This window comes from Rhodospirillum centenum SW, assembly GCF_000016185.1.
Classification (GTDB): Bacteria; Pseudomonadota; Alphaproteobacteria; order Azospirillales; family Azospirillaceae; genus Rhodocista; species Rhodocista centena.
Window position 1 is genome coordinate 3,081,634 of sequence record NC_011420.2, and the last position, 23,028, is coordinate 3,104,661.

At 70.7% G+C, this 23,028-nt stretch carries 19 protein-coding genes; 15 read left to right on the forward strand and 4 right to left on the reverse strand.

Annotated features, from left to right (window positions below):
* Nucleotides 1–102: 102 nt before the first annotated feature.
* Nucleotides 103–1,176: a hypothetical protein gene (locus RC1_RS14370; RefSeq protein ID WP_012568153.1), complete on the reverse strand. Its 1,074-nt coding sequence runs from the start codon at nucleotides 1,174–1,176 to the stop codon at nucleotides 103–105.
* Between the two features lie 289 nt (nucleotides 1,177–1,465).
* Here RC1_RS14370 and RC1_RS20255 point away from each other — a divergent pair, with 289 nt between their 5' ends.
* Together RC1_RS20255 and RC1_RS14380 are read left to right on the forward strand one after the other, a co-directional pair.
* Complete coding sequence (locus RC1_RS20255) at nucleotides 1,466–3,922, forward strand: ATP-binding protein (protein WP_012568154.1); 2,457 nt, start codon at nucleotides 1,466–1,468, stop codon at nucleotides 3,920–3,922.
* Nucleotides 3,923–4,163: 241 nt separating this feature from the next.
* Nucleotides 4,164–5,402, forward strand: coding sequence for a pyridoxal phosphate-dependent aminotransferase (locus tag RC1_RS14380; protein ID WP_012568155.1), 1,239 nt, complete (start codon nucleotides 4,164–4,166; stop codon nucleotides 5,400–5,402).
* A 54-nt stretch (nucleotides 5,403–5,456) separates the two neighbouring features.
* On the opposite strand, the gene RC1_RS14385 is transcribed toward RC1_RS14380, so the two are convergent.
* Nucleotides 5,457–6,152, reverse strand: a complete 696-nt coding sequence (locus RC1_RS14385; RefSeq protein WP_012568156.1) for a TorF family putative porin — start codon at nucleotides 6,150–6,152, stop codon at nucleotides 5,457–5,459.
* A 407-nt stretch (nucleotides 6,153–6,559) separates the two neighbouring features.
* The gene (locus tag RC1_RS14390; RefSeq protein ID WP_012568157.1) at nucleotides 6,560–7,690 is read right to left on the reverse strand and encodes a type III PLP-dependent enzyme; all 1,131 of its coding nucleotides are present in this window, start codon (nucleotides 7,688–7,690) and stop codon (nucleotides 6,560–6,562) included.
* 1,096 nt (nucleotides 7,691–8,786) lie between these two features.
* On the opposite strand from RC1_RS14390, the gene ccmA reads away from it, so the two are divergent.
* The 12 genes from ccmA to ccmI all read left to right on the forward strand — a co-directional run bounded on the left by ccmA (nucleotide 8,787) and on the right by ccmI (nucleotide 19,760).
* Nucleotides 8,787–9,470: a heme ABC exporter ATP-binding protein CcmA gene (gene ccmA / locus RC1_RS14395; RefSeq protein ID WP_041786580.1), complete on the forward strand. Its 684-nt coding sequence runs from the start codon at nucleotides 8,787–8,789 to the stop codon at nucleotides 9,468–9,470.
* Entirely contained in the window at nucleotides 9,467–10,132 is a 666-nt protein-coding gene (gene ccmB, locus RC1_RS14400) for a heme exporter protein CcmB (protein ID WP_012568160.1), read from the forward strand. The genes ccmA and ccmB overlap by 4 nt, the downstream gene beginning before the upstream one ends.
* Before the next feature lie 287 nt (nucleotides 10,133–10,419).
* A complete protein-coding gene (locus RC1_RS22220; protein WP_012568161.1) occupies nucleotides 10,420–11,844 on the forward strand; it encodes a M23 family metallopeptidase in 1,425 nt (474 codons plus the stop codon).
* Nucleotides 11,828–12,577 carry a bactofilin family protein gene (locus RC1_RS22550; protein ID WP_012568162.1) on the forward strand — a complete coding sequence of 250 codons (750 nt, stop codon included), beginning with the start codon at nucleotides 11,828–11,830 and terminating at the stop codon, nucleotides 12,575–12,577. The genes RC1_RS22220 and RC1_RS22550 overlap by 17 nt, the downstream gene beginning before the upstream one ends.
* A gap of 167 nt (nucleotides 12,578–12,744) precedes the next feature.
* Complete coding sequence (locus RC1_RS14415) at nucleotides 12,745–13,473, forward strand: heme ABC transporter permease (protein WP_012568163.1); 729 nt, start codon at nucleotides 12,745–12,747, stop codon at nucleotides 13,471–13,473.
* Between the two features lie 166 nt (nucleotides 13,474–13,639).
* Nucleotides 13,640–13,870: a heme exporter protein CcmD gene (gene ccmD / locus RC1_RS14420; protein ID WP_012568164.1), complete on the forward strand. Its 231-nt coding sequence runs from the start codon at nucleotides 13,640–13,642 to the stop codon at nucleotides 13,868–13,870.
* Nucleotides 13,867–14,373: a cytochrome c maturation protein CcmE gene (gene ccmE / locus RC1_RS14425; protein ID WP_012568165.1), complete on the forward strand. Its 507-nt coding sequence runs from the start codon at nucleotides 13,867–13,869 to the stop codon at nucleotides 14,371–14,373. Before ccmD ends, ccmE begins: the two co-directional genes overlap by 4 nt.
* 118 nt (nucleotides 14,374–14,491) lie before the next feature.
* Nucleotides 14,492–15,166, forward strand: coding sequence for a hypothetical protein (locus RC1_RS14430; protein ID WP_148213466.1), 675 nt, complete (start codon nucleotides 14,492–14,494; stop codon nucleotides 15,164–15,166).
* A 16-nt stretch (nucleotides 15,167–15,182) separates the two neighbouring features.
* The gene (locus tag RC1_RS14435; RefSeq protein ID WP_041785404.1) at nucleotides 15,183–17,183 is read left to right on the forward strand and encodes a heme lyase CcmF/NrfE family subunit; all 2,001 of its coding nucleotides are present in this window, start codon (nucleotides 15,183–15,185) and stop codon (nucleotides 17,181–17,183) included.
* A gap of 8 nt (nucleotides 17,184–17,191) precedes the next feature.
* Nucleotides 17,192–17,749, forward strand: a complete 558-nt coding sequence (locus RC1_RS14440; RefSeq protein WP_012568168.1) for a DsbE family thiol:disulfide interchange protein — start codon at nucleotides 17,192–17,194, stop codon at nucleotides 17,747–17,749.
* Between the two features lie 95 nt (nucleotides 17,750–17,844).
* Nucleotides 17,845–18,336 carry a cytochrome c-type biogenesis protein gene (locus RC1_RS14445; RefSeq protein WP_012568169.1) on the forward strand — a complete coding sequence of 164 codons (492 nt, stop codon included), beginning with the start codon at nucleotides 17,845–17,847 and terminating at the stop codon, nucleotides 18,334–18,336.
* Nucleotides 18,336–19,760 carry a c-type cytochrome biogenesis protein CcmI gene (gene ccmI / locus RC1_RS14450; protein ID WP_012568170.1) on the forward strand — a complete coding sequence of 475 codons (1,425 nt, stop codon included), beginning with the start codon at nucleotides 18,336–18,338 and terminating at the stop codon, nucleotides 19,758–19,760. The genes RC1_RS14445 and ccmI overlap by 1 nt, the downstream gene beginning before the upstream one ends.
* A 179-nt stretch (nucleotides 19,761–19,939) precedes the next feature.
* On the opposite strand, the gene RC1_RS14455 is transcribed toward ccmI, so the two are convergent.
* Nucleotides 19,940–22,120 carry a methyl-accepting chemotaxis protein gene (locus tag RC1_RS14455; RefSeq protein WP_012568171.1) on the reverse strand — a complete coding sequence of 727 codons (2,181 nt, stop codon included), beginning with the start codon at nucleotides 22,118–22,120 and terminating at the stop codon, nucleotides 19,940–19,942.
* A 488-nt stretch (nucleotides 22,121–22,608) separates the two neighbouring features.
* Here RC1_RS14455 and RC1_RS21840 point away from each other — a divergent pair, with 488 nt between their 5' ends.
* Nucleotides 22,609–22,800 (forward strand): hypothetical protein, encoded by a 192-nt coding sequence (locus RC1_RS21840; RefSeq protein ID WP_012568173.1) that lies wholly within the window; start codon nucleotides 22,609–22,611, stop codon nucleotides 22,798–22,800.
* The last annotated feature ends 228 nt before the right edge of the window (nucleotides 22,801–23,028 follow it).

The following is a 23,028-nucleotide window of genomic DNA, read 5'->3' on the forward strand; positions in this document are numbered from 1 at the left end:
GGGATCGGGCCGCCCGCGGTCCGGGAGGGGCTATAGTAATAATTATTCTCATGCGCAACGACCAAAACGGGCCGCCACGGATGTCACCCGCGCCGGGCCGGTTCAGGCCGCGCCGGCGCTGCGCTCGATGGCGTTGATGTGGTCCAGGCCCGGCAGGATCTCCGAGCGCACGAACTCCACCCGCTTCTGCGGGCCGCCGCCGCCATGGGGGAAGCGGTCCCGCCAGAGCGCCATCTTCACCGCCAGCCCGCAGAGCACGCCGCCGATCGTGACATGGTGGCTCTCGATCTGGTGCCGCACGGTGCGGAAGCTGTCGGCGCTGATGTCGGTCCAGAAATCCTTGCTGCGGCGGTCGAACGCCTCGAACCGGCCGGTGATGGAGGTGGTGATGCCGGTCAGCTTCGACTGCACCTCCGACAGCATCTTCATCATCTGCCGGTCGCGGGAGATCAGTTCGCTGTCCGCCGCGTCCAGGGCCCATTTCATGAATCGCTGCACGTCGGGCACGAGGCCGTCCAGGCAGCTCCGGAAATAGGCCAGCGACAGGAAGGTATCGCCGTACTCCTCCAGGAAGTCGGGGATGTCCTGCAACCCGACCTTCAGCTTGTCGGACAGCATGCGCAGGTTCCGCAGCGCCTCGTCCCGGTCGGGATTGGCCAGCATCTTCAGGATGTCGGAGACATCGTCGATGCTGCGCTCCTCGCCGCCATAGACCTGCTGCAGCAGCGGCCGGGTGAAGTGCTTCATGTAGCCGGTCAGCTCCGACCGCTTGCTGTCGGACAGGCGCAGGTGGCGCTCGTCGTTGACCGGGATGCCGATGCGGCGCAGCTCCTTGCGCAGGGTGTAGATGTCGAAGCTGTTCAGCCGGACCAGCTTGCCGACCTGCACCAGATCGGTGCGCAGTTCCTTCTTGTGCGTGGGGAACAGCGAGCCGAGATGGTCGGCGCTGACCTGACCGCTGCCGGACTGGCGGTCGTGGAACAGTTCCACCACGGTTTCCAGGCGCGCGTTCTTGATCAGCTTGGCCCGGCGCAGGCCGGGCGTGGCGATCGGCAGCATGCCCAGCGGCAGAATGTGCAGCGCGTCCCGCGACTCGTCGTCGAAGACAAGCCCGTCATGATCCTCTGGCCGGTCCTCGGCGGTACCGGGAGTTGCGGAAGCATCGCTGTCGGTCATCGCTGAAAGGTCGCTGCGGTGGCATCGGGGGACAATCCCAACTTAAGGATAGGACATTCCGCCCCTCCGCGTCCCCCTCTGCATGCGTCTGAACTGTTGAATATTCATCGAACGGCGGTCGGTGCCCCGGTTCTCCAATGTTCCGAATATATCCCTCCGATATTTTTTCATTCTTCCGTTTGCAGAACAGGGTGTCTGTCGCCTAAATTGGCTGGTCATTCGGGGTGGCTTTATTGCTAGGGGCGGTCCGTCCGGACGGGGATGTCCGGGGGCCGGTCAGGAGGAGTGCATGCGCGCAGCCCTGTTCGGGGCGCTGATCATGCTGGCGACGCTCCAGTTCATCGGCACCGCGTCCGATATTCAGGCGGAGCTGCGGGACTGGCGGGCGGCGCGTTCGGTGATCGAACTGAAACGCATCAGCACCGATCTGCTGCTGGGCATCCGCGACTTCGCCCTGGAACGCTCGGTCGGTCTCACAGCCCTGACCTCGCCCGACCCCGTGTCGGCCGAGGTGCAACGGACGCTGGCCGACCACCGCAGCATCGTCAACCTGCACATCGAACAGGCGCTGTCGCAGCTCCGCCAGCGTACCGACGGCGCCGTGCCGGCGCTGGCGGACGAGCTGGCGGCCGCCTTCGGGCGGGTGGAGGCGGTGCGCCGCCGCCTGGACGCGGCGATCACCCTGCCGGCGGCCGAGCGCGAGCCGGGGTTGCGCGAGGTCTGGCTGGAGTCGGTGAACGCCCAGGCCGAGTCCATGCACCGCATCTTGATCGCGCTGAACCAGCCGGCGCTGGCCCGGGGCGGTCAGGCCGTGCCGCTGGAACTCCTGATCGCGGAGGGGCTGCGCCTGCGTGAGGAGGCCGGCCGCGACATCCTGACCCTGATCCGGGCCGAAGCTGTCCCGCCGATCCTGACGCCGGACCGGCGCGCCGCTCTGGACCAGGCCGGCCAGCGCCTGACCCTGCGCTTCGAGCGCACCCGTGAACTGGTGGAACAGACCGGCGATCCGCTGCTGGCGGATGCCTTCGCCCGGGCGCAGAACCTGTTTCTGACCAGCTACTTCGCGGAACGCGCCCGGCTGCTGGCCCAGGTGCCGGTCGAGGCGGGCACGCTGCCGGCGGCGGCCACCGCCGGGCTGAACGCCGTCACCGACCTGTTGAGCGCCGCCATGGACCGCGCCGACAAGGCGGCGCTGGTGCGGCAGGCCGAATCGGTGCGGCTGCTGGGCATGTCGGCGCTGGAGATGCTGGCCGCCGTCGTGGCCACGCTGATCGCCGTCGGCGTCGTGCATTTCCGGGTGCTGGCGCCGATCGTGCGGCTGACCCGCAGCATGCGCCAGCTTGCCGACGGCGACCTGGAGGCGGAGGTGCCGGTGCCCGACCGGCATGACGAGATCGGCGAGATGGCGCGCGCCGTCTCCGTCTTCAAGCGCAACGCCCACCAGCTCGACGAGGACAACCGCGAACGCCAGCGCGCCGAGCGGATGCTGACGGTGGAGCGCGAGATCCTGGAGCTGACCGCCAGCCGCGCCCCGCAGGAGCGCATCCTGCAGAGCGTCTGCGAAGGCGTGGAGCAGCAGGTGGAGGGCAGTGCCTGCTCCGTCATGCTGCTGGAACCGGACGGCATCCATCTGCGAATCGGGGCCGCCCCGCATCTGCCGACCGGCCTTCTGGCCGCCGTGGACGGCGTCGCCATCGGTCCCGGCGTCGGCTCCTGCGGTCCGGCCATCTATGACCGCCGGCCGACCATCACCACCGACATGGAGGCCGATCCCAACTGGCAGGGCTTCCGCCCCGCCCTGGCCGGATCGGGGCTGCGGGCCTGCTGGTCGCTGCCGATCCTGACGGCGGAGGGCAAGCCGCTGGGGGCCTTCGCCGTCTACCACACCAGCGCCCGCGGTCCCGATGTGCGGGAGATGGAGATGGCCCGGCGGGCCAGCCATCTGGCCGCCATCGCCATCGCCAGCCATGAGGCCGAGCGCCTGCTGGAGCAGGCCAAGGCCGCCGCCGAGCTGGGCAGCCGGACCAAGAGCGAGTTCCTGGCCAACATGAGCCATGAGCTGCGCACGCCGCTGAACGCCATCATCGGCTTCGCCGAGGTGCTGGAAAGCGAGCTGAAGCAGCAGGGCAGCCCGATCGCCAAGGCCGGCTATGCCAGCGACATCGCCGCCAGCGGCCGGCATCTGCTGAACCTCATCAACGACATCCTGGACGTCTCCAAGATGGAGGCGGGCAAGGTCGAGCTGCGCGAGCGCATCTGCGATCCGGGCGAGCTGCTGGCCGGCTGCGAGCGCATTGTGCGCGCCCGCGCCATGGAGCGCCGCATCGACCTGAGGCTGGAGGTGCCGCCGGGCCTGCCGCCCGTGCTGGTGGATGACGTGAAGTTCAAGCAGATCGTCCTGAACCTGCTGTCCAACGCCATCAAGTTCACCGCCCCCAGCGGGTCGGTGCGGGTGAAGGTGCAGGCCGATCCGGCCCGCGGGCTCAGCATCGCCGTCAGCGACACCGGCATCGGCATCCGGGCCGAGGATCTGGAGAAGGTCTTCATCCCCTTCAACCAGGTGGACAACATCTATGCCCGGATCAATCCGGGCACCGGGCTGGGGCTGGCCCTGTCGCGCGGGCTGGCGGAACTGCATGGCGGCCAGCTCTTCATCGAGAGCGTGTTCGGGGAGGGCACCACCGCCACCCTGCGGCTGCCGCCGTCGCGGCTGCTGACCGCCGATCTGGCCGACGTGCGGGGTTGACCCGCACGGGTTGCCAGGTGCGGGGGTAGCCCGCACGGTGTTTCAGGTGCGGGGTTGACCCGCACGGGGTTCCGGACGCGGGGTTGACCCGCACGGGACCGGGGGCAGGGAAGGGACCAGGGCGGGCGCGGGCTTCCGCCCGGGCGGCGGCATGCTATCGTGGCGTGTTTGCGTTCCGCCCCCGCCCCTGCCCCTGCCCCGCCCTGCCCCACTGGGGGCCGATACCGCCCGGAAGCCCGCCATGCCGATCCTGCACGACCTGCCCGGTCTCCGTCCCGTCGTGGCCGGGCTGGAGGAGACCCGCATCGTCCAGATGGTCCAGTACGGCCGCGGGCGGGAGGGGCTGATCCCGCTCTGGGTCGGGGAGGGCGACGTGCCCACGCCCGACTTCATCCGCGAGGCCTGCGACCGCGCCATCCGCGACGGGCGCGTCTTCTATACCTGGCAGCGCGGCCTGCCGGAGCTGCGCGAGGGGCTGGCTGCCTATCTTTCAGGCAACCATGGCGTGGCGGTCGGGATGGAGCGGATCACCGTCGCCTCCTCCGGCATGCAGGCGATCATGCTGGCCTTGCAGGCGCTGGTCGGGCCGGGGGACGAGGTGGTGGTGGTCACCCCGGTCTGGCCCAACGTGATGTCGGCGGTGACGCTGCTGGGCGGCGTCGTGGTGCCGGTGCCGCTGGAGCCCGGCCCCGGCGGCTGGCGCCTGAACCCCGGCCGGGTCGCCGCCGCCATCGGGCCGCGGACCCGGGCGCTGTTCGTCAATTCCCCCAGCAACCCGACCGGCTGGATGCTGGACCGGGACGGTCTGCGCGACCTGTGGGCGCTGGCCCGGCGGACGGGGATCTGGCTGATCGCGGACGAGGTGTACGGCCGTCTGGTCTATGACCGCGCGCCGGGCCAGCGGGCCGTCGCGCCGTCCTTCCTGGAGCTGGCGGGGCCGGAGGACCGGCTGATCGTCGTCAACAGCTTCTCCAAGAACTGGGCCATGACCGGCTGGCGCCTGGGCTGGCTGGTGACCCCGCCGGCGCTGGGGCTGGTGCTGGAGAAGCTGGTGCAGATCAACACCTCCGGCACGCCGGAATTCATCCAGATGGCGGGGCTGGCGGCCCTGGAGCAGGGCGAGGACTTCCTGGCGGCGACACTGGAGCGCTGCCGGACCGGGCGGGGGATCGTCACGGCGGCGCTGGCGTCCGTGCCGGGGGTGCGGCTGCTGCCGCCGGCCGGGGCCTTCTATGCCTTCCTGGCCGTGCCGGGGGTGACGGACACGCTGGCCTTCGCCAAGGATCTGCTGGACCGCTGCGGCGTCGGGCTGGCACCCGGCTGCGCCTTCGGTCCGGGCGGGGAGGGGCATCTGCGCCTGTGCTTCGCCAGCTCCGCGGAGCGGCTGCACGCGGCGATGGCGCGTCTGGTGCCGGCCCTGGACGCGCTGGCACCCGCTGCGGACCGGGATAGCGCGGACCGGAAGAACAACGCCGAATGAAAACGGCCGGCGCCTGGGGCGCCGGCCGTCGCACGAACCGGAGATGATTCCGGATCAGAAGGACTTGGAGACCGTGAACACGACGCGCTCGTCGGCCAGGTCGGCGTCCATGTCGGTGTCGTGGTAGCGCAGGGCGAAGTCCAGGCCGAAGTGGCTGGCGGTCACGCCGAACGACCAGTCAACCACGTCGTCGGCCCAGGCGTCGCCCGTCTGGAGGCCGACATTGACGTCCACGCCCAGGTTGTCCGTGACCGCGGCGGCCAGACCGCCGGAGACGTACCAGGCGTCACCCGCATCGCCGAAATACTCCGGCGAGTAGTACACGGAGGCCTTCGGGGTGAAGCGGCCGATGGTGTACTCGACGTTCAGGCCCACTTCCCAGTAATTGTAGTCCAGGTCGCTGTCGGCGCCCGGATAGGTGTAGTACAGAACCTGGGCGGTGTAGCCGAAGTTGCCGATGGTGTTCGTGTAGCCGATGAAGTAATCCAGCTCGGCGCTGGCCTCGTCACCGTCGTTGAAATCGACGTTGGAGCCCCAGATGCCGGCGAAGACGCCGTAGTTGGTCTCCAGGTTCAGGCCGGCCTGGGCGGCGACGCCCTCGTCGGTCTGGCTGATGCCGCGGAACACGTAGTCCGTGGTCAGGGTGGCGGAACCCGTGATGGTGAACGGGGCATCCTGGGCCTGGGCGGCGGCGGCGCCGAACAGCAGGGCCGCGGCGGCGGTGGTAGCGAACAACCGGCTCATACGCATGGAACCGCTCCTTTGAGGCTTATTCGTTTCGAAGAGGCTTTTTTTGTGTTCTGCGCCGCAGCAACAAGGGTGCCAGCGGCGTCCGCGCTGATGAAGCCGCCGAAGCGTCTGATTTGCAAGGGTTTGCCCTGACGCAGGGGGCGTCCGGTGTGACTTTGCGCAGAAGTGTTGCAGAAAAAATACGCAGTTGCAGCCAGATCGGGCAGTGCCAGTTCAGCCTGTCGCGGCGCCGGTCCCGCGGAACGCGGCCCGCCGGGGCCGCTTCATCAGGGGCTTGTCTTGATAATGCGGACCGTTCGCAGTTCGGGGCGGGATCACCGCTTCCGGTTGCGCCCGCGGAATGCCAGCGGTGGACAGTGGCGGGGACAGTGGCGGGGAACGGTGCGGCGACCGTTCCCCCGCCGGGGTCAGATGTAATAGGCCTGGAGCGGCGCGAAACCGTTGAAGTTCACGGCCGAGTAGCTGGTGGTGTAGGCCCCGGTGGCGCGGATCGCCACGCGGTCGCCGATCCGGAGATCCACCGGCAGCCGGTACTCCGCCCGCTCGTACAGCACATCGGCGCTGTCGCAGGTCGGGCCGGCCAGGATCACCGGCTCGGCCGGGCCGCCGTCGCGCTCCGTCTCGATCGGGTACTGGATCGCCTCGTCCATCGTCTCGGCCAGCCCGCCGAACTTGCCGATGTCGAGATAGACCCAGCGGCGCAGATCGTTGGCCGACTTGCGCGAGATCAGCACCACCTCGGACTGGATGATGCCGGCATCGCCCACCATGCCGCGGCCCGGCTCCACGATGGTCTCCGGGATGCGGTTGCCGAAGTGGCGGCGCAGCGCCTCGTCGATGGCGAAACCGTACTCATCGGTACCCGGCACGTCGGTCCGGTAGCGCGTCGGGAAGCCGCCGCCCATGTTGACCATGCGCAGCGCCACGCCCTTCTCCTCCAGGTCGCGGAAGATCGCGGCCGTGGTGGACAGGGCGGCATCCCACTGGGCCAGGTCGCGCTGCTGGCTGCCGACATGGAAGGAGACGCCGTAGGGCACCACGTCCAGGGCGGCGGCGCGCAGCAGCAGGTCGCGCGCCATCTCCGGATCGCAGCCGAACTTGCGCGACAGCGGCCAGTCCGCCCCCTCGCCGGAGGTCAGGATGCGGCAGAAGACGCGGCTGCCGGGGGCGTTGGCCGCGATCTTCTCCAGCTCCGCCTCGCTGTCGAAGGCGAACAGGCGCACGCCCAGCTCGTAGGCGCGGCGGATGTCGGCGGCCTTCTTGATGGTGTTGCCGTAGCTGATCCGGTCGGGCGTGGCGCCGGCGGCGAGGCAGTCCTCGATCTCCGGCACGCTGGCCGTGTCGAAGGACGAGCCCAGGCCGGTCAGCAGGCGCAGGATCTCCGGCGCCGGGTTGGCCTTCACGGCGTAGTAGATCTTCGCGTCCGGCAGGGCGCCGGACAGCCGGTCGTAATTGCGGGCGACGACGTCCAGATCGACCACGAGGCAGGGCGTGGCGGGACGGTTCTCGGCGAAGAATCGGGCAATCTTCTCGGTCATCTCAGGACTCCGAGGCGGCAGGCGGCCGGGATGTGCGGGAAACGGGAAACGCCGGGCCTCGCGGGCCCGGGATCGCTCAGGCAGGCCTTACGGCGGGCCTGGGCGGGTCACATACAGGGTTTGCTGCCGGAATCCGGAGACTGACCTGCGAAGCCCGTCGGTGCGGGCTGGACCTGGAAGGACAGGAACGCGGGAGAAAGCAGACAGGCGGGCGCGGTCGGCCCACCGACAACAACATCAACCATCGTAGCCTCCAATTCGCCGCCTTGTTTAAGGGACGGTCGGGGGTACGCGTTGCGTCGTTGCATAACCCCACCGGGCTGACGGCGCCGCCCGTTGCGGGGGCGGGAGTGGGGGCCATAGGCACGTGCGCTGCGACTGCGCGCTATATAGGGCAAGCCCCGGCGGCGCAAAAGGGATTTTTCGGCTACGGCGGCGCAGACGGACCCTGCACGGAGCGCCGGGCCCGCGGCGCTGCCCGGGGTCCAGAATCCGGGGCCGGCCTCTCCAGGAAAACCGAAGTCGTCGGCAGGGCCGGCAGGGGTCCAGAGGGTGGCGGACAGTCAAATCACCGCAGGGCGAAATCACATTTTCGCCACTTTCCCGGTCAAATTAGGACATAGGACGGTGGCTTCATCCTTCACAGGGGTCGCCACGGTGCGCACGAGACTCCCCGTCTCACGGTCCTTCTCCCGGGGTTTCCTTTTCAGGGGCCCCGATGACGGACACCCCGGCCAGCCTTGCCCCGGCTGGCGGATTTTACGGCCACCGCAGCCAGCCCCCCGCGGTGGCCGTTTCTTTTTTTTACGGCCACCGCAGCCAGCCCCCGCGGTGGCCGTTTCTTTTTTACGGTCCCCGCAGCCAGCCTGCCGCGGGGACCGTTTCTTTTCCGTGCCGGCCCCGGGGGCCTGCTCCCTTCATCCTCACATCCGGTCACGGGGACCAACGCGCGATCCCGGCCGTTCATCCGGCCTGCGGCAAAGCGGCGTGCTTTCCCGCCCGTCCGCCGGAGTCTTGCCCGGTTCACAGCGCCGGCCGGGCGTGGCATGGTGCGCCCCCGCCGCCCGGCGCTCCGCCTCACCGTCACCGGGTCCCTCTGCTCCGGCCCCCCATGCTCTCTGGCTCCATGCTCTTCGAAGGTCGTGACCTGATCTGCCTGCGCGGTGCCCGCGTCGTCTTCTCCGGCCTCTGCTTCGGGCTTGAGGCCGGCGGTGCCCTGGTGCTCGTGGGGCCCAACGGCAGCGGCAAGTCCAGCCTGCTGCGGCTGCTCTCCGGCCTTTCCAGGCCGTTCGCGGGCACCCTGCTGTGGGACGGCCGGCCGGTCGCCGACGATCCGGACGGCCATCGCGGCCGGGTCCGCTATGTCGGCCATCTGGACGCGGTGAAGCCGGCCCTGACGGCGCAGGAGAATCTCGCCGGCTGGGCCGGGCTGCAGGGCGCCGCCGATCCCATGGCGGCGGCCGCCGCCGCGCTGGAGCGCTGGGACCTGGGGCACCTGGCCGAGGTGCCGGGCCGCTATCTCTCCGCCGGGCAGAAGCGTCGGGTCAATCTGGCCCGGCTCGCCCTGGCGCCGGCCGCCCTGTGGCTGCTGGACGAACCCTCGACCGCGCTGGACCGTGCCGCCGTGGCCCGGCTGGCGGCGGAGATCGCCCGCCACCGCCGCGACGGCGGCATGGTGGTGCTGTCCACCCACACCGATCTGGACCTGACCGATCCCGCGGTGCTGGACGTCTCGCACTTCGCCGTGGCGCCCGACGATGCGGAGGAGCCCGCGGCATGAGCATCTTCCTGCGCCTGATCCGCCGCGACCTGCGCCTCGCCCTGCGGCAGGGGGCCGACGCCGCCACCGCGGTGCTGTTCTTCGTGCTCTGCGTCGTGCTGTTTCCCTTCGGCGTCGGGCCGGAGCCGAACATCCTGGCCCGCATCGCGCCGGGCGTGATCCTGGTCGGGGCGCTGCTGGCCTCGCTGCTGTCGCTGGAGCGGCTGTTCCAGGCCGACCATGAGGACGGCTCGCTGGAGCTGCTGGCCCTGTCCCCGCTGCCGCTGGAGGCGGTCGCCCTGGCCAAGGTCGCGGCGCACTGGCTGATCACCGGCGTGCCCCTGATCCTGGCGGCGCCGCTGCTGGCGCTGCTGCTCAATCTGGAGGCGGGGGCCTTCGGCGTGCTGCTGCTGACGCTGGTGCTGGCGACACCGCTGCTCAGCCTGATCGGGGCCGTCGGCGCCGCCCTGACGCTGGGCGCGCGGCGGGGCGGCGTGCTGCTGCCGCTGCTGATCCTGCCGCTCTACATCCCCGTGCTGATCTTCGCCGCGGCGGCGATCGACGCCTCGCTGGCCGGGCTCACCCCGCGCCCGCACCTGCTGCTGCTGGGCGGCCTGCTGGCCGCCGGCGTGACCCTGGCCCCGTTCGCCTCGGCCGCGGCCCTGCGTACCGCTCTGGATTGAGCAACGCATTCGCAGCAGAGCTTCTGGCGCGTTTCTGACGTTCCCGACGGTCACCGTGGCTCTTCGCCGCGGTTGAAAGCTGGTGCCCGAATGTCCCTGCCGTGAATCACGACTTGTCGCGTCGCCCCGGATACCATAGGATTTACCTCGAATTGAGGAGAAATTCGCCTCCAACTGGAGGTTTATTCTCCGCGGGGGAGTAATTCTTCCTCCGTATGAAGAAGTTTATCTAACCCGTTGGATTCACGCGATTCCGGCGGGGTCGGGGAGACTGTCCGGGGGGCGCGGTGCTGAGTTCCATCACCCGAAGCGAACGCATCATCATCGTCGAGGACGACCGGGTCCGGTCCGTCGTCATCGGTCCGCAGCAGCGGCTGCGGCCGGCTCTGCACCTCGCCGCTGCCGGCGCGGTCTGTATCGGTCTGCTGGCCGGCTGGCTGCTGACGGTCGTGGAACTGCGCGACACACGACGCAGCGTCGCCATGCTGGCGGACACCGGGGACACGCTGGCGGCTCAGCTCGCCGACAGCCGCTCCCGGCTCGCGGCTCTGGGCGGCGAACTGGACACGGCGCGCGAGGCGCTGGCCGGCGTTCTGGCCGGCGATGCGGAACTCCGGGGGAAGCTGGAAACCGTGCTGGCGACGCTGGACGGCGCCGCCGGCGACACCACGGTGAAGGGGCTGCGCCAGACCCTGACGGCCGCGCGCGACGGGCTGCAGCCGCTGACCACCGGCGCGGGCGACCATCTGGCCGCCGCCGGCCGCTCGCTGGAGCAGGTCGGCCAGGCCAGCCTGGAAGCGGCCGCCCGCCGCGCCCAGGCCGCGCTGACCGCGCTGGAGATGGCCGCCGCCGACCGGCTGGGCGCCACCGCTGCGGACGATGCTGGTGACGGGGACGGCGGGCTGATGAGCGTGCTGGCGGAGACGCGGGCGGAGGTGCGCCAGCTCCGCATCGCCGTCGCCGTGGCCGATGCCCGGCGTGAGGAAGCCGAACAGAAGACCACGGAGACCGAGCGCCGGATGGCTGCCGTCACCGACGGTCAGGTGGCCCTGATCGGGCAGCTCAGCGAACGGGCGGAGCTGCGCATCGGCGAGATCGAGTCGGTGCTGCGCGAGACCGGAATCGACCTGAACGCCGTGCTGGCGGATCTGGAGAACAGCCGTTTCGGCCGTGGCGGTCCGCTGGTGGACATCCCCGAAGCGGCCGCGCTGGCGATGGCCCCGGCGGCCGGGGAGGCCATGAGCCGGCTGGAAGGGCTGCTCGACCGGCAGGCCCGGCTGCGCGCCCTGTTCACCCTGCTGCCGCTCGGCGCCCCGCTGAACGATTTCTATGTTTCCAGCAACTTCGGCAAGCGGCTCGACCCCTTCACCAACGAATGGGCCATGCACACCGGCCTGGATCTGGTGTCCCAGCTCCGCTCCCCCGTCGCCGTCACGGCCCCGGGCGAGGTGGTCTTCGCCGGCTGGGACAGCGGCGGCTACGGCCGCATGGTGCTGGTCGATCACGGCTTCGGCATCAACACCCGCTACGCCCATCTGGACAAGCTGATGGTGAAAGCGGGACAAAGTATCAATCAGGGCGATACTGTCGGCACGCTGGGTAATACCGGCCGGAGCCAGGGTCCGCATCTGCATTACGAGGTGCTCGTGGACGGGCGCCCGGTCAACCCGCTGCGTTTCATGGAGAGAGGGCGGCATGTTTGCGAAGGGTAAGGAAACCGTCGAGCCGGTCGCGCGGCCACCGCAGCGGCGCAGCGGTCCGCCGCCGACGGGTCCCGGGATGCCCTCCATCATCGGGCCGGACATGGTGGTCACCGGCAATCTCGCCACCCCGGGCGAGGTGCATGTGGAAGGCCGGATCGACGGCGACGTCTCCTGCGCCCGCCTTGTGGTCGGGGCTACCGGCGCGGTGCATGGCGCCGTCAACGCCGAATCGGTCCGTGTCCACGGCCGGGTCGAAGGGTCGATCCGGGCGGAGGAGGTGTTCCTGCTGAGCGGGTCGCACACCATCGGCGACATCATCCAGACCTCCCTGGAGATCTCCCCCGGCGCGCTGTTCGAAGGGACCGTCCGCCGCCGCGGCAGCGAAGAGGTGGCCCCGCCCGCGGCGCTGCCCGCCCCCACGCCGCCGGCTTCCGCCCAGGCCGCTCCGGCACAGCCGGGCCGTCCGGCGGTCATCCACGCCCCGGCCCCCGCCGAACCGCGGCCCGAGCCCCGTCCGGAGCCGCAGACGGTCGCACCGGCTCCGGCCCCGGCTCCGGCTCCGGTCGTCCCCCCGGTTGCCGAGGCGCCGGCCGCTGCCCCGGAGGCGGAGGTTCCGCCGGCCGCCGCCAACGAGCAGGAGGAGCCCGCCGCCCCGGCTTCCGGCGCGTCGCCGGCCGCGGACGGAACGGAGCCGGATTCGCCGCCCACGCCGCCGCGCACCCGGCTCTGGGGCGTCCGCTAGGCTGCTGCCTTCCGGTCCGGTCGGGAGGTCCGTTCCGGGGGGGCGCCCCCGGAACGGTCCCTTCCCGGGACCGGCGGCCCGTGATCTGGGTCAAATCATGCGGCCGTGCCGGTGCGGCGCCGTGATCGGGTGTGAAACGCCGGCGCCCCGTGCTAACTTCCCCGGCCATGCACCGATACGCCAATCCCGCGCGCTTCCTGCGCATTGCCGGCATCGTCCAGCCCTGGGCGATCGGCATCACCGTCCTGGCCTTCGCCGTGGGCCTGTGGTTCGCGCTCGTCGCCTCCCCGCCGGACTACCAGCAGGGGGACACGGTACGGATCATGTACATCCACGTCCCGGCGGCCTGGATGTCCCTGTTCGTCTACAGCTCCATGGCGATCGCGGCCTTCGTGGCGCTGGTCTGGCGCCATCCGCTGGCCGAGGTCTATGCCCGTGCCGCGGCCCCCATCGGGGCGGGCTTCACCTTCCTGTGCCTGGTCAGCGGCTCCCTCTGGGGGGAGCCGATGTGGGGCACCTGGTGGGTCTGGGACGCGCGCCTGACCAGCGTGCTGATCCTGTTCTTCCTCTACCTGGGCTTCATGGCCCTGGTGAACGCCTTCGACGACCCCAACCGGGGGGCCAAGGCGGGCAACGTGCTGCTGCTGGTCGGTGCGGTGAACGTGCCGATCATCAAGTTCTCCGTCGAATGGTGGAACACGCTGCACCAGCCGGCCAGCGTCTTCCGCGCCGACGGGCCGACGATCTCGTCGGAGATGCTGTGGCCCCTCTTCATCATGGCCGGGGCCTTCCACGCCTATTTCGTGGTGGTGCTGATCCTGCGCATGCGCGGCGAGCTGACGGCGCGCAAGATCCAGGCGATCCGCCTGACCCAGGCGGCCGCTGCGGCGGAGTGACGCCGTGGCGCGGGATCGGCGGGCGGCGGCCTGGGATGGTCTTCACAACAGCCCGCCGGCGGGCCACATCGGGGCAGCCGGCGGGCCGCCCCGCCGGACCGGATACCCCGGACCGGCGACCGGGCGGAGCCGGCAGACATGACAGCCGGGCGGATGGGATAGGGAGATGAGCGAGTTCTTCTCGATGGGCGGCTATGCCGCCTATGTCTGGGGCAGCTACGGGCTGGCGCTGATCGTGCTGGTCGGCATCCTGGTCGCCAGCGTGCGCTACCTGCGCTCCACCGAGACGATGCTGAAGGCGCTGGAGCAGGCGCGACCGCAGCGCCGCCGCGCCCGGGGGGCCGGCGCCCTGCCGCTGACCGCCGGCGAAGCCGCCGGGGAAGGGGGCGCGGCATGACCCGCAAGAAGCGTCGCCTCTACATGCTGGGCCTCGCCCTGCTGGGGCTGGGCACCGCCACGGCGCTGACCCTGTCGGCGTTCGAGGAGAACATCGTCTTCTTCTACAGCCCCTCGGATCTGGTGGTGCAGCCGCCGGGCGACCGCTCCGTGCGGCTGGGCGGGCTGGTCGAGGACGGCAGCGTCCAGAAGCAGGCGGACGGCCTGACCATCACCTTCCGCGTGACCGACACGGCCAACACCGTCCCCGTCACCTACAAGGGCATCGTCCCCGACCTGTTCCGTGAGGGTCAGGGCGTGGTGGCGGAGGGCCGGATGGGCGGCGACGGGGTGTTCGTCGCCCGTGAGGTGCTGGCCCGGCATGACGAGAACTACATGCCGCCCGAGGTCCATGACGCGCTGCAACGCGCCGGCGCGGTCAAGACCGAGGTGCCCGGCCGCTCCATCTACACCCCGGCGGATTCGGACGACAAGGTTCACGCGACCACCACGCTGAAACCCTAGCACCGGGATGCCGCGGGGGCGTGCCCTGGCCGCGGCCCGGGCAGGGCCGGCCCCCGCAGGCGTCCCCCCGCAGGCCCCCCCGGGCCCGTCAGCCCCCCCAGGACCCAGGCAGGCATCCTTGGACTCCCCCGAAGTACACGCGCCGCACGCCGGACACACCGGCCACCGCTGGCTGGACATCGCCATGGCCTGCGCCGCCCTGCTGGTGTCCTGCGTCTCGCTCTACGTCGCCGTCCACCATGGCGAGACCATGGAGAAGATGGTCGCGGCCGCCAGCTGGCCGAACCTGGAGGCGAACGTCACCGTCGGCGGACAGGACGGGCCGGATACGGCCCGTCTCGGCATCGCCATCTCCAACACCGGCGTCGGTCCGGCCCGGCTTGAGACGCTGGAGATCTGGCACGGCGACACCCCGCTGTCCGACGCGCGCGCCCTGATCGACGCGCTGGCGGCCGAGGCCAAGCCCGCCATCCCCTCGCTGTCCGCCCGGCTGGAGGCCAGAAGCCTCGTCGGCACCGTGATCGGCGCGCGGGAGGACAGCGCCCTGCTCACGGTCGCGCCTGAGGACTCCGGGGCATGGCAGTTGCCGATCATCCGTTTCGCCGTCAGGGTCCAGTCCCGGCTCTGCTATTGCTCTGTCTTCGATGAATGCTACGTCAGCGACACGCGCGCCCGGCGGGGCCGTCCCGAGCGCGTGGCGCACTGTCCGGAACCCGCCGTCCCTTACCGGGACGACACCACCGACCTGATCGACGCGATGCCGGCCGCCCCCGGCCCCGTTACGAAGCCCTGAGCGGCGAGAGGAAGCCATGATCCCCGAGATCGGCCATTACGCCCTGGTACTGGCCCTGCTGCTGGCGACCGTGCAGGCCACGCTGCCCCTGCTGGGTGCTGCCCGCGGCAACGCCGCCTGGATGGAAGTGGGCCGCCCGGCGGCCTATGCCCAGTTCCTCATGGTGGTGGTCGCCTTCGCCGCCCTGATGTGGGCCTACGTCGTCTCCGACTTCAGCGTGCAGAACGTGGTAGAGAACAGCCACTCGCTGAAGCCGATGCTCTACAAGGTCAGCGGCGTCTGGGGCAACCATGAGGGCTCGATGGTCCTCTGGGTCCTGATGCTGGCGGCCTTCGGTGGCGCCGTGGCGGCCTTCGGCGGCAACCTGCCGCCGACCTTGAAGGCGCGGGTGCTGGGCGTGCAGGGCATGGTCGGCGTCGGCTTCCTGCTGTTCACGCTGCTGACCAGCAACCCCTTCCTGCGGCTGGATCCGGCCCCGGCGGACGGGCGCGATCTGAACCCGCTGTTGCAGGACCCCGGTCTCGCCTTCCATCCGCCCTTCCTCTATCTGGGCTATGTCGGCTTCAGCATCGCCTACTCCTTCGCCATCGCCGCCCTGATCGAGGGCCGGGTCGATCCCGCCTGGGGCCGCTGGGTGCGGCCCTGGACGCTGGTCGCCTGGGCCTCGCTGACCCTGGGCATCGCCCTGGGGAGCTGGTGGGCCTACTACGAGCTGGGCTGGGGCGGCTGGTGGTTCTGGGACCCGGTGGAGAACGCCTCGCTGATGCCCTGGCTGGCCGGTACGGCGCTGCTGCACTCCGCCATCGTGGTGGAGAAGCGCGACGCCCTGAAGACCTGGACCATCCTGCTGGCGGTGCTGACCTTCGCGCTCTCGCTGATGGGCACCTTCCTGGTCCGCTCGGGCGTGCTGACCTCGGTCCACGCCTTCGCGGTGGACCCGGAGCGCGGTGTCGCCATCCTGCTGCTGCTGGCGCTGGCCACCGGCGGCGGGCTGCTGCTCTACACCCTGCGCGCCGCGTCGCTGAAGGCCGGCGGGCTGTTCGCCCCGATCAGCCGCGAAGGCTCGCTGGTGCTGAACAACCTGCTGCTCTCCACGGCCTGCGCCACGGTGTTCCTGGGCACGCTCTATCCGCTGTTCCTGGACACCGTGGGCGGGTCCAAGATCTCGGTCGGCGCGCCCTTCTTCAACACCACCTTCGTGCCGCTGATGGTGCCGCTGGTCGCCGCCATGGCGGTCGGGCCGATGCTGGCCTGGAAGCGGGCGGACCTGCCCGGCGCGCTCGCCCGGCTCTGGGTCGCGGCCGTGCTGGTCGTGGTCTGCGTGCTCTGGGCGCTGTGGGCGCACGGCTTCCGCCCGGTGATGGCGCTGGTCGGCATCGGCATGGCGGCCTGGGCCTTCTTCGGCGCCTTCGCCGAACTGGCCGAGCGCGTCCGGCTGTTCCGCATCCCGCTGGGCGACAGCCTGTCCCGCGCCGCGGGCCTGCCGCGCAGCGCCTGGGGGGCGGCCATCGCCCATGCCGGCCTGGGCATCTCCATCGCCGGCATGGTCGGCACCAGCGCCTGGATGAGCGAGGATGTCCGCATCATGCATCCGGGCGACAGTGCCAGCCTCGCGGGTTACGAGTTCCGCCTTGAGTCGGTCGAGCCGGCGCAGATCGCCAACTACGCCGCCCAGCGCGGCACCGTCACGGTGACGCGCGACGGCCAGGCGGTGGCGACGCTCCATCCCGAGCAGCGCTTCTACCCCGTCGCCAAGATGACGACGACCGAGGCCGCCATCCACACCACCTTCGTCTCCGACATCTATGTCGCCCTGGGCGGCAAGGCGGAGGAGGGGGACGGCTGGACGGTGCGGCTCTACTACCACCCGCTGGTGCCCTGGATCTGGTTCGGCGCCGTGGTCATGGTGATCGGCGGGCTGATCAGCCTGTCCGACCGCCGCTACCGCCTGGGCGTGCCGGTCCGCCGCGCCAGCCCTGCCGTCGGCGGCCGGTCCGCCGCCCAGCCTGCCGAGTGAAGACCAGCATGTCGCGCCTTCTCATCGCCCTGCCGTTGATCCTGTTCGCCGCCCTGGCCGGGGTCTTCGTCTATCTGCTGGTGCTGAAGCCCGAGATCACGGGCCAGCAGCACGACCCGACCCTGCTGCCGTCCATGCTGATCGACCGGCCGATGCCGGCGCTGGATCTGCCCCCCCTCTATGAGGGGCAGCCCGGCGTCACGACGGCCGAGCTGAAGGGCACGCCGCAGCTCGTCAACATCTTCGCCTCCTGGTGCACGCCCTGCCGGATCGAGCATCCGGTGCTGATGCGCCTGTCCAAGGAGGAGGGGATCGTCGTGCGCGGCATCGCCTACAAGGACAAGCCCGAGGACAGCCGCCGCTTCCTGGAGCAGTTCGGCAATCCCTTCACCACCATCGGCGTCGATCAGGACGGCCGCGCCGGCATCGAGCTGGGCGTGACCGGCGTGCCGGAGACCTTCGTGCTGGACGGTCAGGGTCGCATCCGCTACCGCCACCAGGGCCCGCTGGGTCCGGCGGTGGTGGACAAGGAAATCCTGCCGCTCCTGCGCGATCTGTCCAGGTAACGCGGACCGACCGGGCCGGGCAGCCGGCCCCGACAGACGGGGACGGCTGCGCCGGCCGCCCCCGCGACATCCCACCGGCGGCGGAGTAGACCCCCGTGAAGAAGCTCGCCCCCCTTGCCCTGTCCCTGGCGCTGCTGGCCGGCCCGGCGCTGGCCGTGATGCCGGACGAGAAGCTGAAGGACCCCGCCCTGGAAGCCCGCGCGCGGGAGATCAGCAAGGAACTGCGCTGCGTCGTCTGCCAGAACCAGTCGATCGACGACAGCAACGCGCCCCTGGCCCGCGACCTGCGCATCCTGGTGCGCGAACGGCTGGTCGCCGGCGACAATGACGAGCAGGTGCTGGACTACGTCCACGACCGCTATGGCGATTTCGTGCTGCTGCGCCCGCCGGTGCAGCCCTACACCTGGGTGCTCTGGTTCGGCCCGGCGGTCGTGCTGCTGCTGGGCGGCATCGGTGCCGCCCGCTATCTGCGGGGCCGGCGCGGCGACGCCTCCCTCTCCACCGGGCTGACCCCGGCGGAGGAGGCGCGGCTCGCGGCCCTGTTGTCCGAAGAAGATAAGGCCGCCCCCGGCCGGAAGGGTTCCTGATGGGCATGATGGTCTTCTGGCTGGTCGCCGCCGTACTGACGGCAGTGGCCGTGGGCATGCTGCTGCGCCCGCTGACGCGGCCGACGCAGGGGCTGGCCGGCAGCGCCGCCGAGCACACCCGCCGCGTCTATGCCGACCAGGTGGCGGAGATCGAGCGCGACCTCGCCCGCGGCGTGCTGTCGGCCGATCAGGCCCGGGCCGCCCGGGCCGAGGCCGGACGCCGCCTGCTGGGCGCCGCCGCCGAGGCGGACAAGGCCAAGGCGAAGCCCGCCGTGGCCCAGCCCAGCCCGCGGCTGGCCATGGTCGTGACGCTGCTGCTGCCGGTGGCCGCGCTCGCCATCTACATCCCGCTGGGCCGGCCGGACCTGCCGTCGCAGCCCTTCGCCTCGCGCACCGATCTCGCCGCCAACGAGATCCCCGACAATGTGCTCAAGGCCGCCGAGGAGCTGGCCCGGAACCTGGAGCAGAATCCCGATGACCTGCGCGGCTGGGCGCTGCTGGCCTCCACCTACGCCGCCATGGGCCGCAACGCCGAGGCGGCGGACGCGTACCGCCGTGCCGTCGGGCTGAGCCAGGGCGACGCCGAGCTGACGGCCGCCTTCGGCGAACAGCTCACCTATGCCGCCGGCGGTGTCGTCAGCGAGGAGGCCCGCCGCGCCTTCGAGGCGGCGGTCGAGAAGAACCCGAAGGAGCCGCGCGCCCGCTACTTCCTGGCCGTGGCCCGCCTGCAGGCGGGCGACGTGCGCGGCGCCATCGACCGCTGGGGCGAGCTGCTGAAGGACAGCCCGGCGGACGCGCCCTGGGTCGGCGTCGTGATCTCCCAGATCGCCCGCGCCGCCGACCAGATCGGCATCGATCCGGCCACCGTCACGCCGCAGCCGCTGCCCCCCGCCGGACCCCCGGCCGGCAGTGCCGAGGGCGCCGACGGCGCCGCCCCGGCGCTGACGCAGGAACAGATGGACCAGATGCAGGCCCTCTCTCCGGAGGAGCAGGAGAAGATGGTCCGCACCATGGTGGACTCTCTGACCACGCGCCTGGAACAGCAGCCCGACGATGTCGAGGGCTGGCTCCGGCTGGGCCGCGCCCGGCAGGTGCTGGGCGAGCCCGAGGCGGCCCGCGAGGCGCTGCGCCGGGCGACCGGGCTGGCCCCGGAGCGCGCCGATGTCTGGCTGGCCTATGCCGGCACGCTGGCGCCGGAGGACAAGGCGGCCCCGTCGCCGGAGTTCCTGGCGGCGCTGGACCGGGTGCTGGCGATCGAGCCGGACAATCTCCAGGCGCTCTGGCACCGGGGCGAGGCCGCGGCCGGCACCGGCGACACGGCCCGGGCGCGCGCCTCCTGGCAGCGTCTGATCGGGCTGCTGCCGGAGGACGCCCCGGCCCGGGCGGAGATCCAGAAGCGCATCGACGCCCTGCCGGCCCCCTGAGGGTCGGCCGGGGCTCTTCCCCGACGGTTCCCCGCCCCCCGGCGGGGTGGGGAACCGGCCCCCGGCCGCGGGTCAGTCCGCGGCCGGAGAGCGGGGGCAGGGAGCGGGGGCCGGGTGCTGGGGCCGGGCGCAGCCCGTCGCGGACCGGCAGCCGTTTCAGCCCCCTCTCCCGACGGCGGTCAGGCCGCCCGCACCTTCGCCAGGAAGGCGGTCACGACGTCGCGCAACCGGGCCGACTCGTCCGCAAGCTGGCCGGAAACCGTCAGCACCTGGGCCGAGGACTCGCTGGCCTCGCCGGCGGCCTGCCGCACGCCGTCGATGTTGGAGGTGACCTGCTGGGTGCCGTTGGCCGCCTGCTGCACGTTGCGGGCGATCTCCAGCGTCGCGGAATTCTGCTGCTCCACGGCCGCCGCGATCGTGGTCGAGATCTCGTTGATCTGCCCGATGATGCCGCCGACGCCCTTGATGACCGTCGTGGTCTCCGTGGTCACGCGCTGCATGTCGCTGACCTGACCGGCGATCTCCTCCGTGGCCTTGGCCGTCTGGTTGGCGAGGCTCTTCACCTCACCGGCCACGACGGCGAAGCCCTTGCCGGCCTCCCCCGCCCGTGCCGCCTCAATCGTGGCGTTCAGGGCCAGCAGGTTGGTCTGGGCGGCGATCGACTGGATGAGCTGCACGACGGTGCCGATCTTCTGGGCGGCGTCGTTCAGGCCCAGGACCTGTCCGTTGGCCTGCTGCGCGGCCTCCACGGCGTTGCGGGCGATCTCGGCGGAGCGGTTGACCTGCTGGCCGATCTCGCGGATCGACCCCGACAGTTCCTCCGTCGCCGCCGCGACCGTCTGGACGTTCACGTTGGCTTCCTCCGACGCCGCCGCGACGATGGTCGCCTGCTCGCTGGTCCGGGTCGCGGTGTTCGTCATGCTCCGGGCGGTGGTGCCCATGCTCCGCGCGGCACCGTCCACGCCTTCCACCACGCTCATCACGCGGGATTCCAGATCGTCGGCAAGCTGGAGCATGGCCGCCCGGCGTTCCGATTCGGCCCGCTTCTGGTCCTCCGCCCGCTGCGCGTTCCGCCGCACGAGATCGGACTGCATCGTGCGCAGCGAGTCTGCCAGTACCCCGACCTCGTCCACCTGCCGCACCTCCAGCGCCTGATCGAAGCGGCCGGCGGCGATGCCCTCGGCGAAGGCGACGCAGGCGCGGATCGGCCGGGCAACGCCGCCCGCCATCACCCACATGCCGCCCACCGCGGCGACCGCGACCAGCAGGGCGATCCCGGCCTGCCAGAGGACGCTGGAGCCGGCCCGGTCGTCCAGCGCCGCGCCCAGGGTGACGCTGTCCGCCAGCACCACGTCCTGGGGCACCTGGATCAGCACCGCCCAGGGCTTGCCGGTGTGGCCGAGCTGGATGGGGGCGAAGGTCCGCAGCATCCGGGCGTCGCTGTCCATCTCGACCTTCGGCTGGCCGGAGCGCACGATGGCGAGATCCTGTTCCCAGTCGCGGGTGATCGTCGAGATCGACTGGCCGATCAGATCGGGCTTGGCGCTGTGCGCCACGATCAGCCCCATGTTCGACACGATCACCACTTCGTTGCGGCCGTCGAAGATCGCGCTGCTGACCTGGCTTGCCAGCTTCTGCACGAAGTCCAGGTTGAAGTCCGCCCCGGCGACGCCCTGGAACCGGCCCCCCACCATGATCGGCACGGACAGGGTGGCCAGGAAGACCTGCTGGCCCTGCACGATGTAGGGCAGGGGATCGAGCACGCTTTCCTTCCCGGTCTCCTTCGGACCGATGTACCAGCCGCCCTTCATCACGCCGTTGGGGTGCAGGTCGCGGCTGTCGTATTCCACGAGCGGCTGCATGGCGATGTGGCCGCGCTGGTCGCGGTTCCAGTAGGGGATGAAGCGGCCGGTGGCATCGGTGCCGGTGTCCGCCCGGTTGCGGAAGGCCGCGTCGCGGCCGTCCAGCGCATCGGGCTCCCAGGCGGTGTAGGTGCCGTTGAACAGCTCATTGTTCTTCAGCACGTTCAGCAGAAGCCCGTTCAGCGCGTCGCGGCGCTGCTCGACCGGAACGGAGCCGGGATTCTGGGGATCGACCATGGTGGCGAAGGCGTGCGCCATGGTGCGCGCGGCATTCAGCGCCGTCTCGAACTCGGAGCGGATCAGGCCGGCCTGCGTGGAGGCCATGTTCTGGATGCTCTCCTCCGTCTTCTTCTCCAGCATTCCGGACACGGTCTGCCCGACGAAGGCGTTCGTCCCGTTGGTCGAGGCGATGCCGAAGCCCACCAGCACCGCGATGGTGCCGGCGACGCACAGGCCCGCCAGCGAGGCGATCTTGATTTGCAGCGATCTTATCTTCATGTCCGTCCACCCCGATGCAGAGACTGGGATGGCGAAGGACAGGCAAAGACTTCCCCCTCCGGAACGCATCCCGTGCTGGGCGCACCAGACTTGCCGTAGTGAAGGCAAGCGCATGTGCACGCATGAAGACTGGATCGAAGACAGTTAAAATCCAGTTGAATGTAAGGATATATCCTGAGGGGCAGGGGCGCCCGGGTCTGCGCGCCATATCATGGGGAGGCCGGTCGCCCGCAGAGGTCCCCCGGCTCTTGCCGCACCGCACCCTTTTCCGCACCGCGCTGCCGTGGCCCGATGGACCGCTTGCGCTGCAGAACCAGGATGTTCCGCCCTTTTTTCACAGGGCTGACCGGGCGATGCCGCATTGCGGCCATTTTGCGCTGCGATATATGGTAGCAACCGCTGTTGGGGGAGATGACCCGCGCGGTCCTCCTCCTTCCAGCCGGGCGCCCGGGCACGGGCGCCGGCGCGGCCAGTAGAACAGGGCAATCATGACCACCACCGAACAGAACATCGCCTTCGTGACCGCCTGCGACCAGCTCGGCCTGGATCCGGCGAACGCCAACCATTTCATCCTGGAATGCGCGCGCCAGGGCCTCGACCCGCGCTCGACCAGCATGTCCGACCTGGACCGCAACGCCTCCGAACTGTGGGCCGCGGTCCGCCGCCTGAAGCGGGCCTGATCCCGCCTCCGCCCTCTGCGTCTCCTGCCCCTCTGCGCCTCCTGCGCGGTCCGGTCCCCCTGGGCCACCCGGCCGCCGCCGCAGGCGGCATCGTTTCCCCGCCGCCGCAGGCGGCACCCTTTCACCGCCGCCGTTGGCGGGACCCTTTCGGTGTAAGGGGCCGGATCATCGGAGCACTCCCCCGATCCCACCAATGAATAGCGGCAGGCCGTCGGGCCAGCCGCTAGT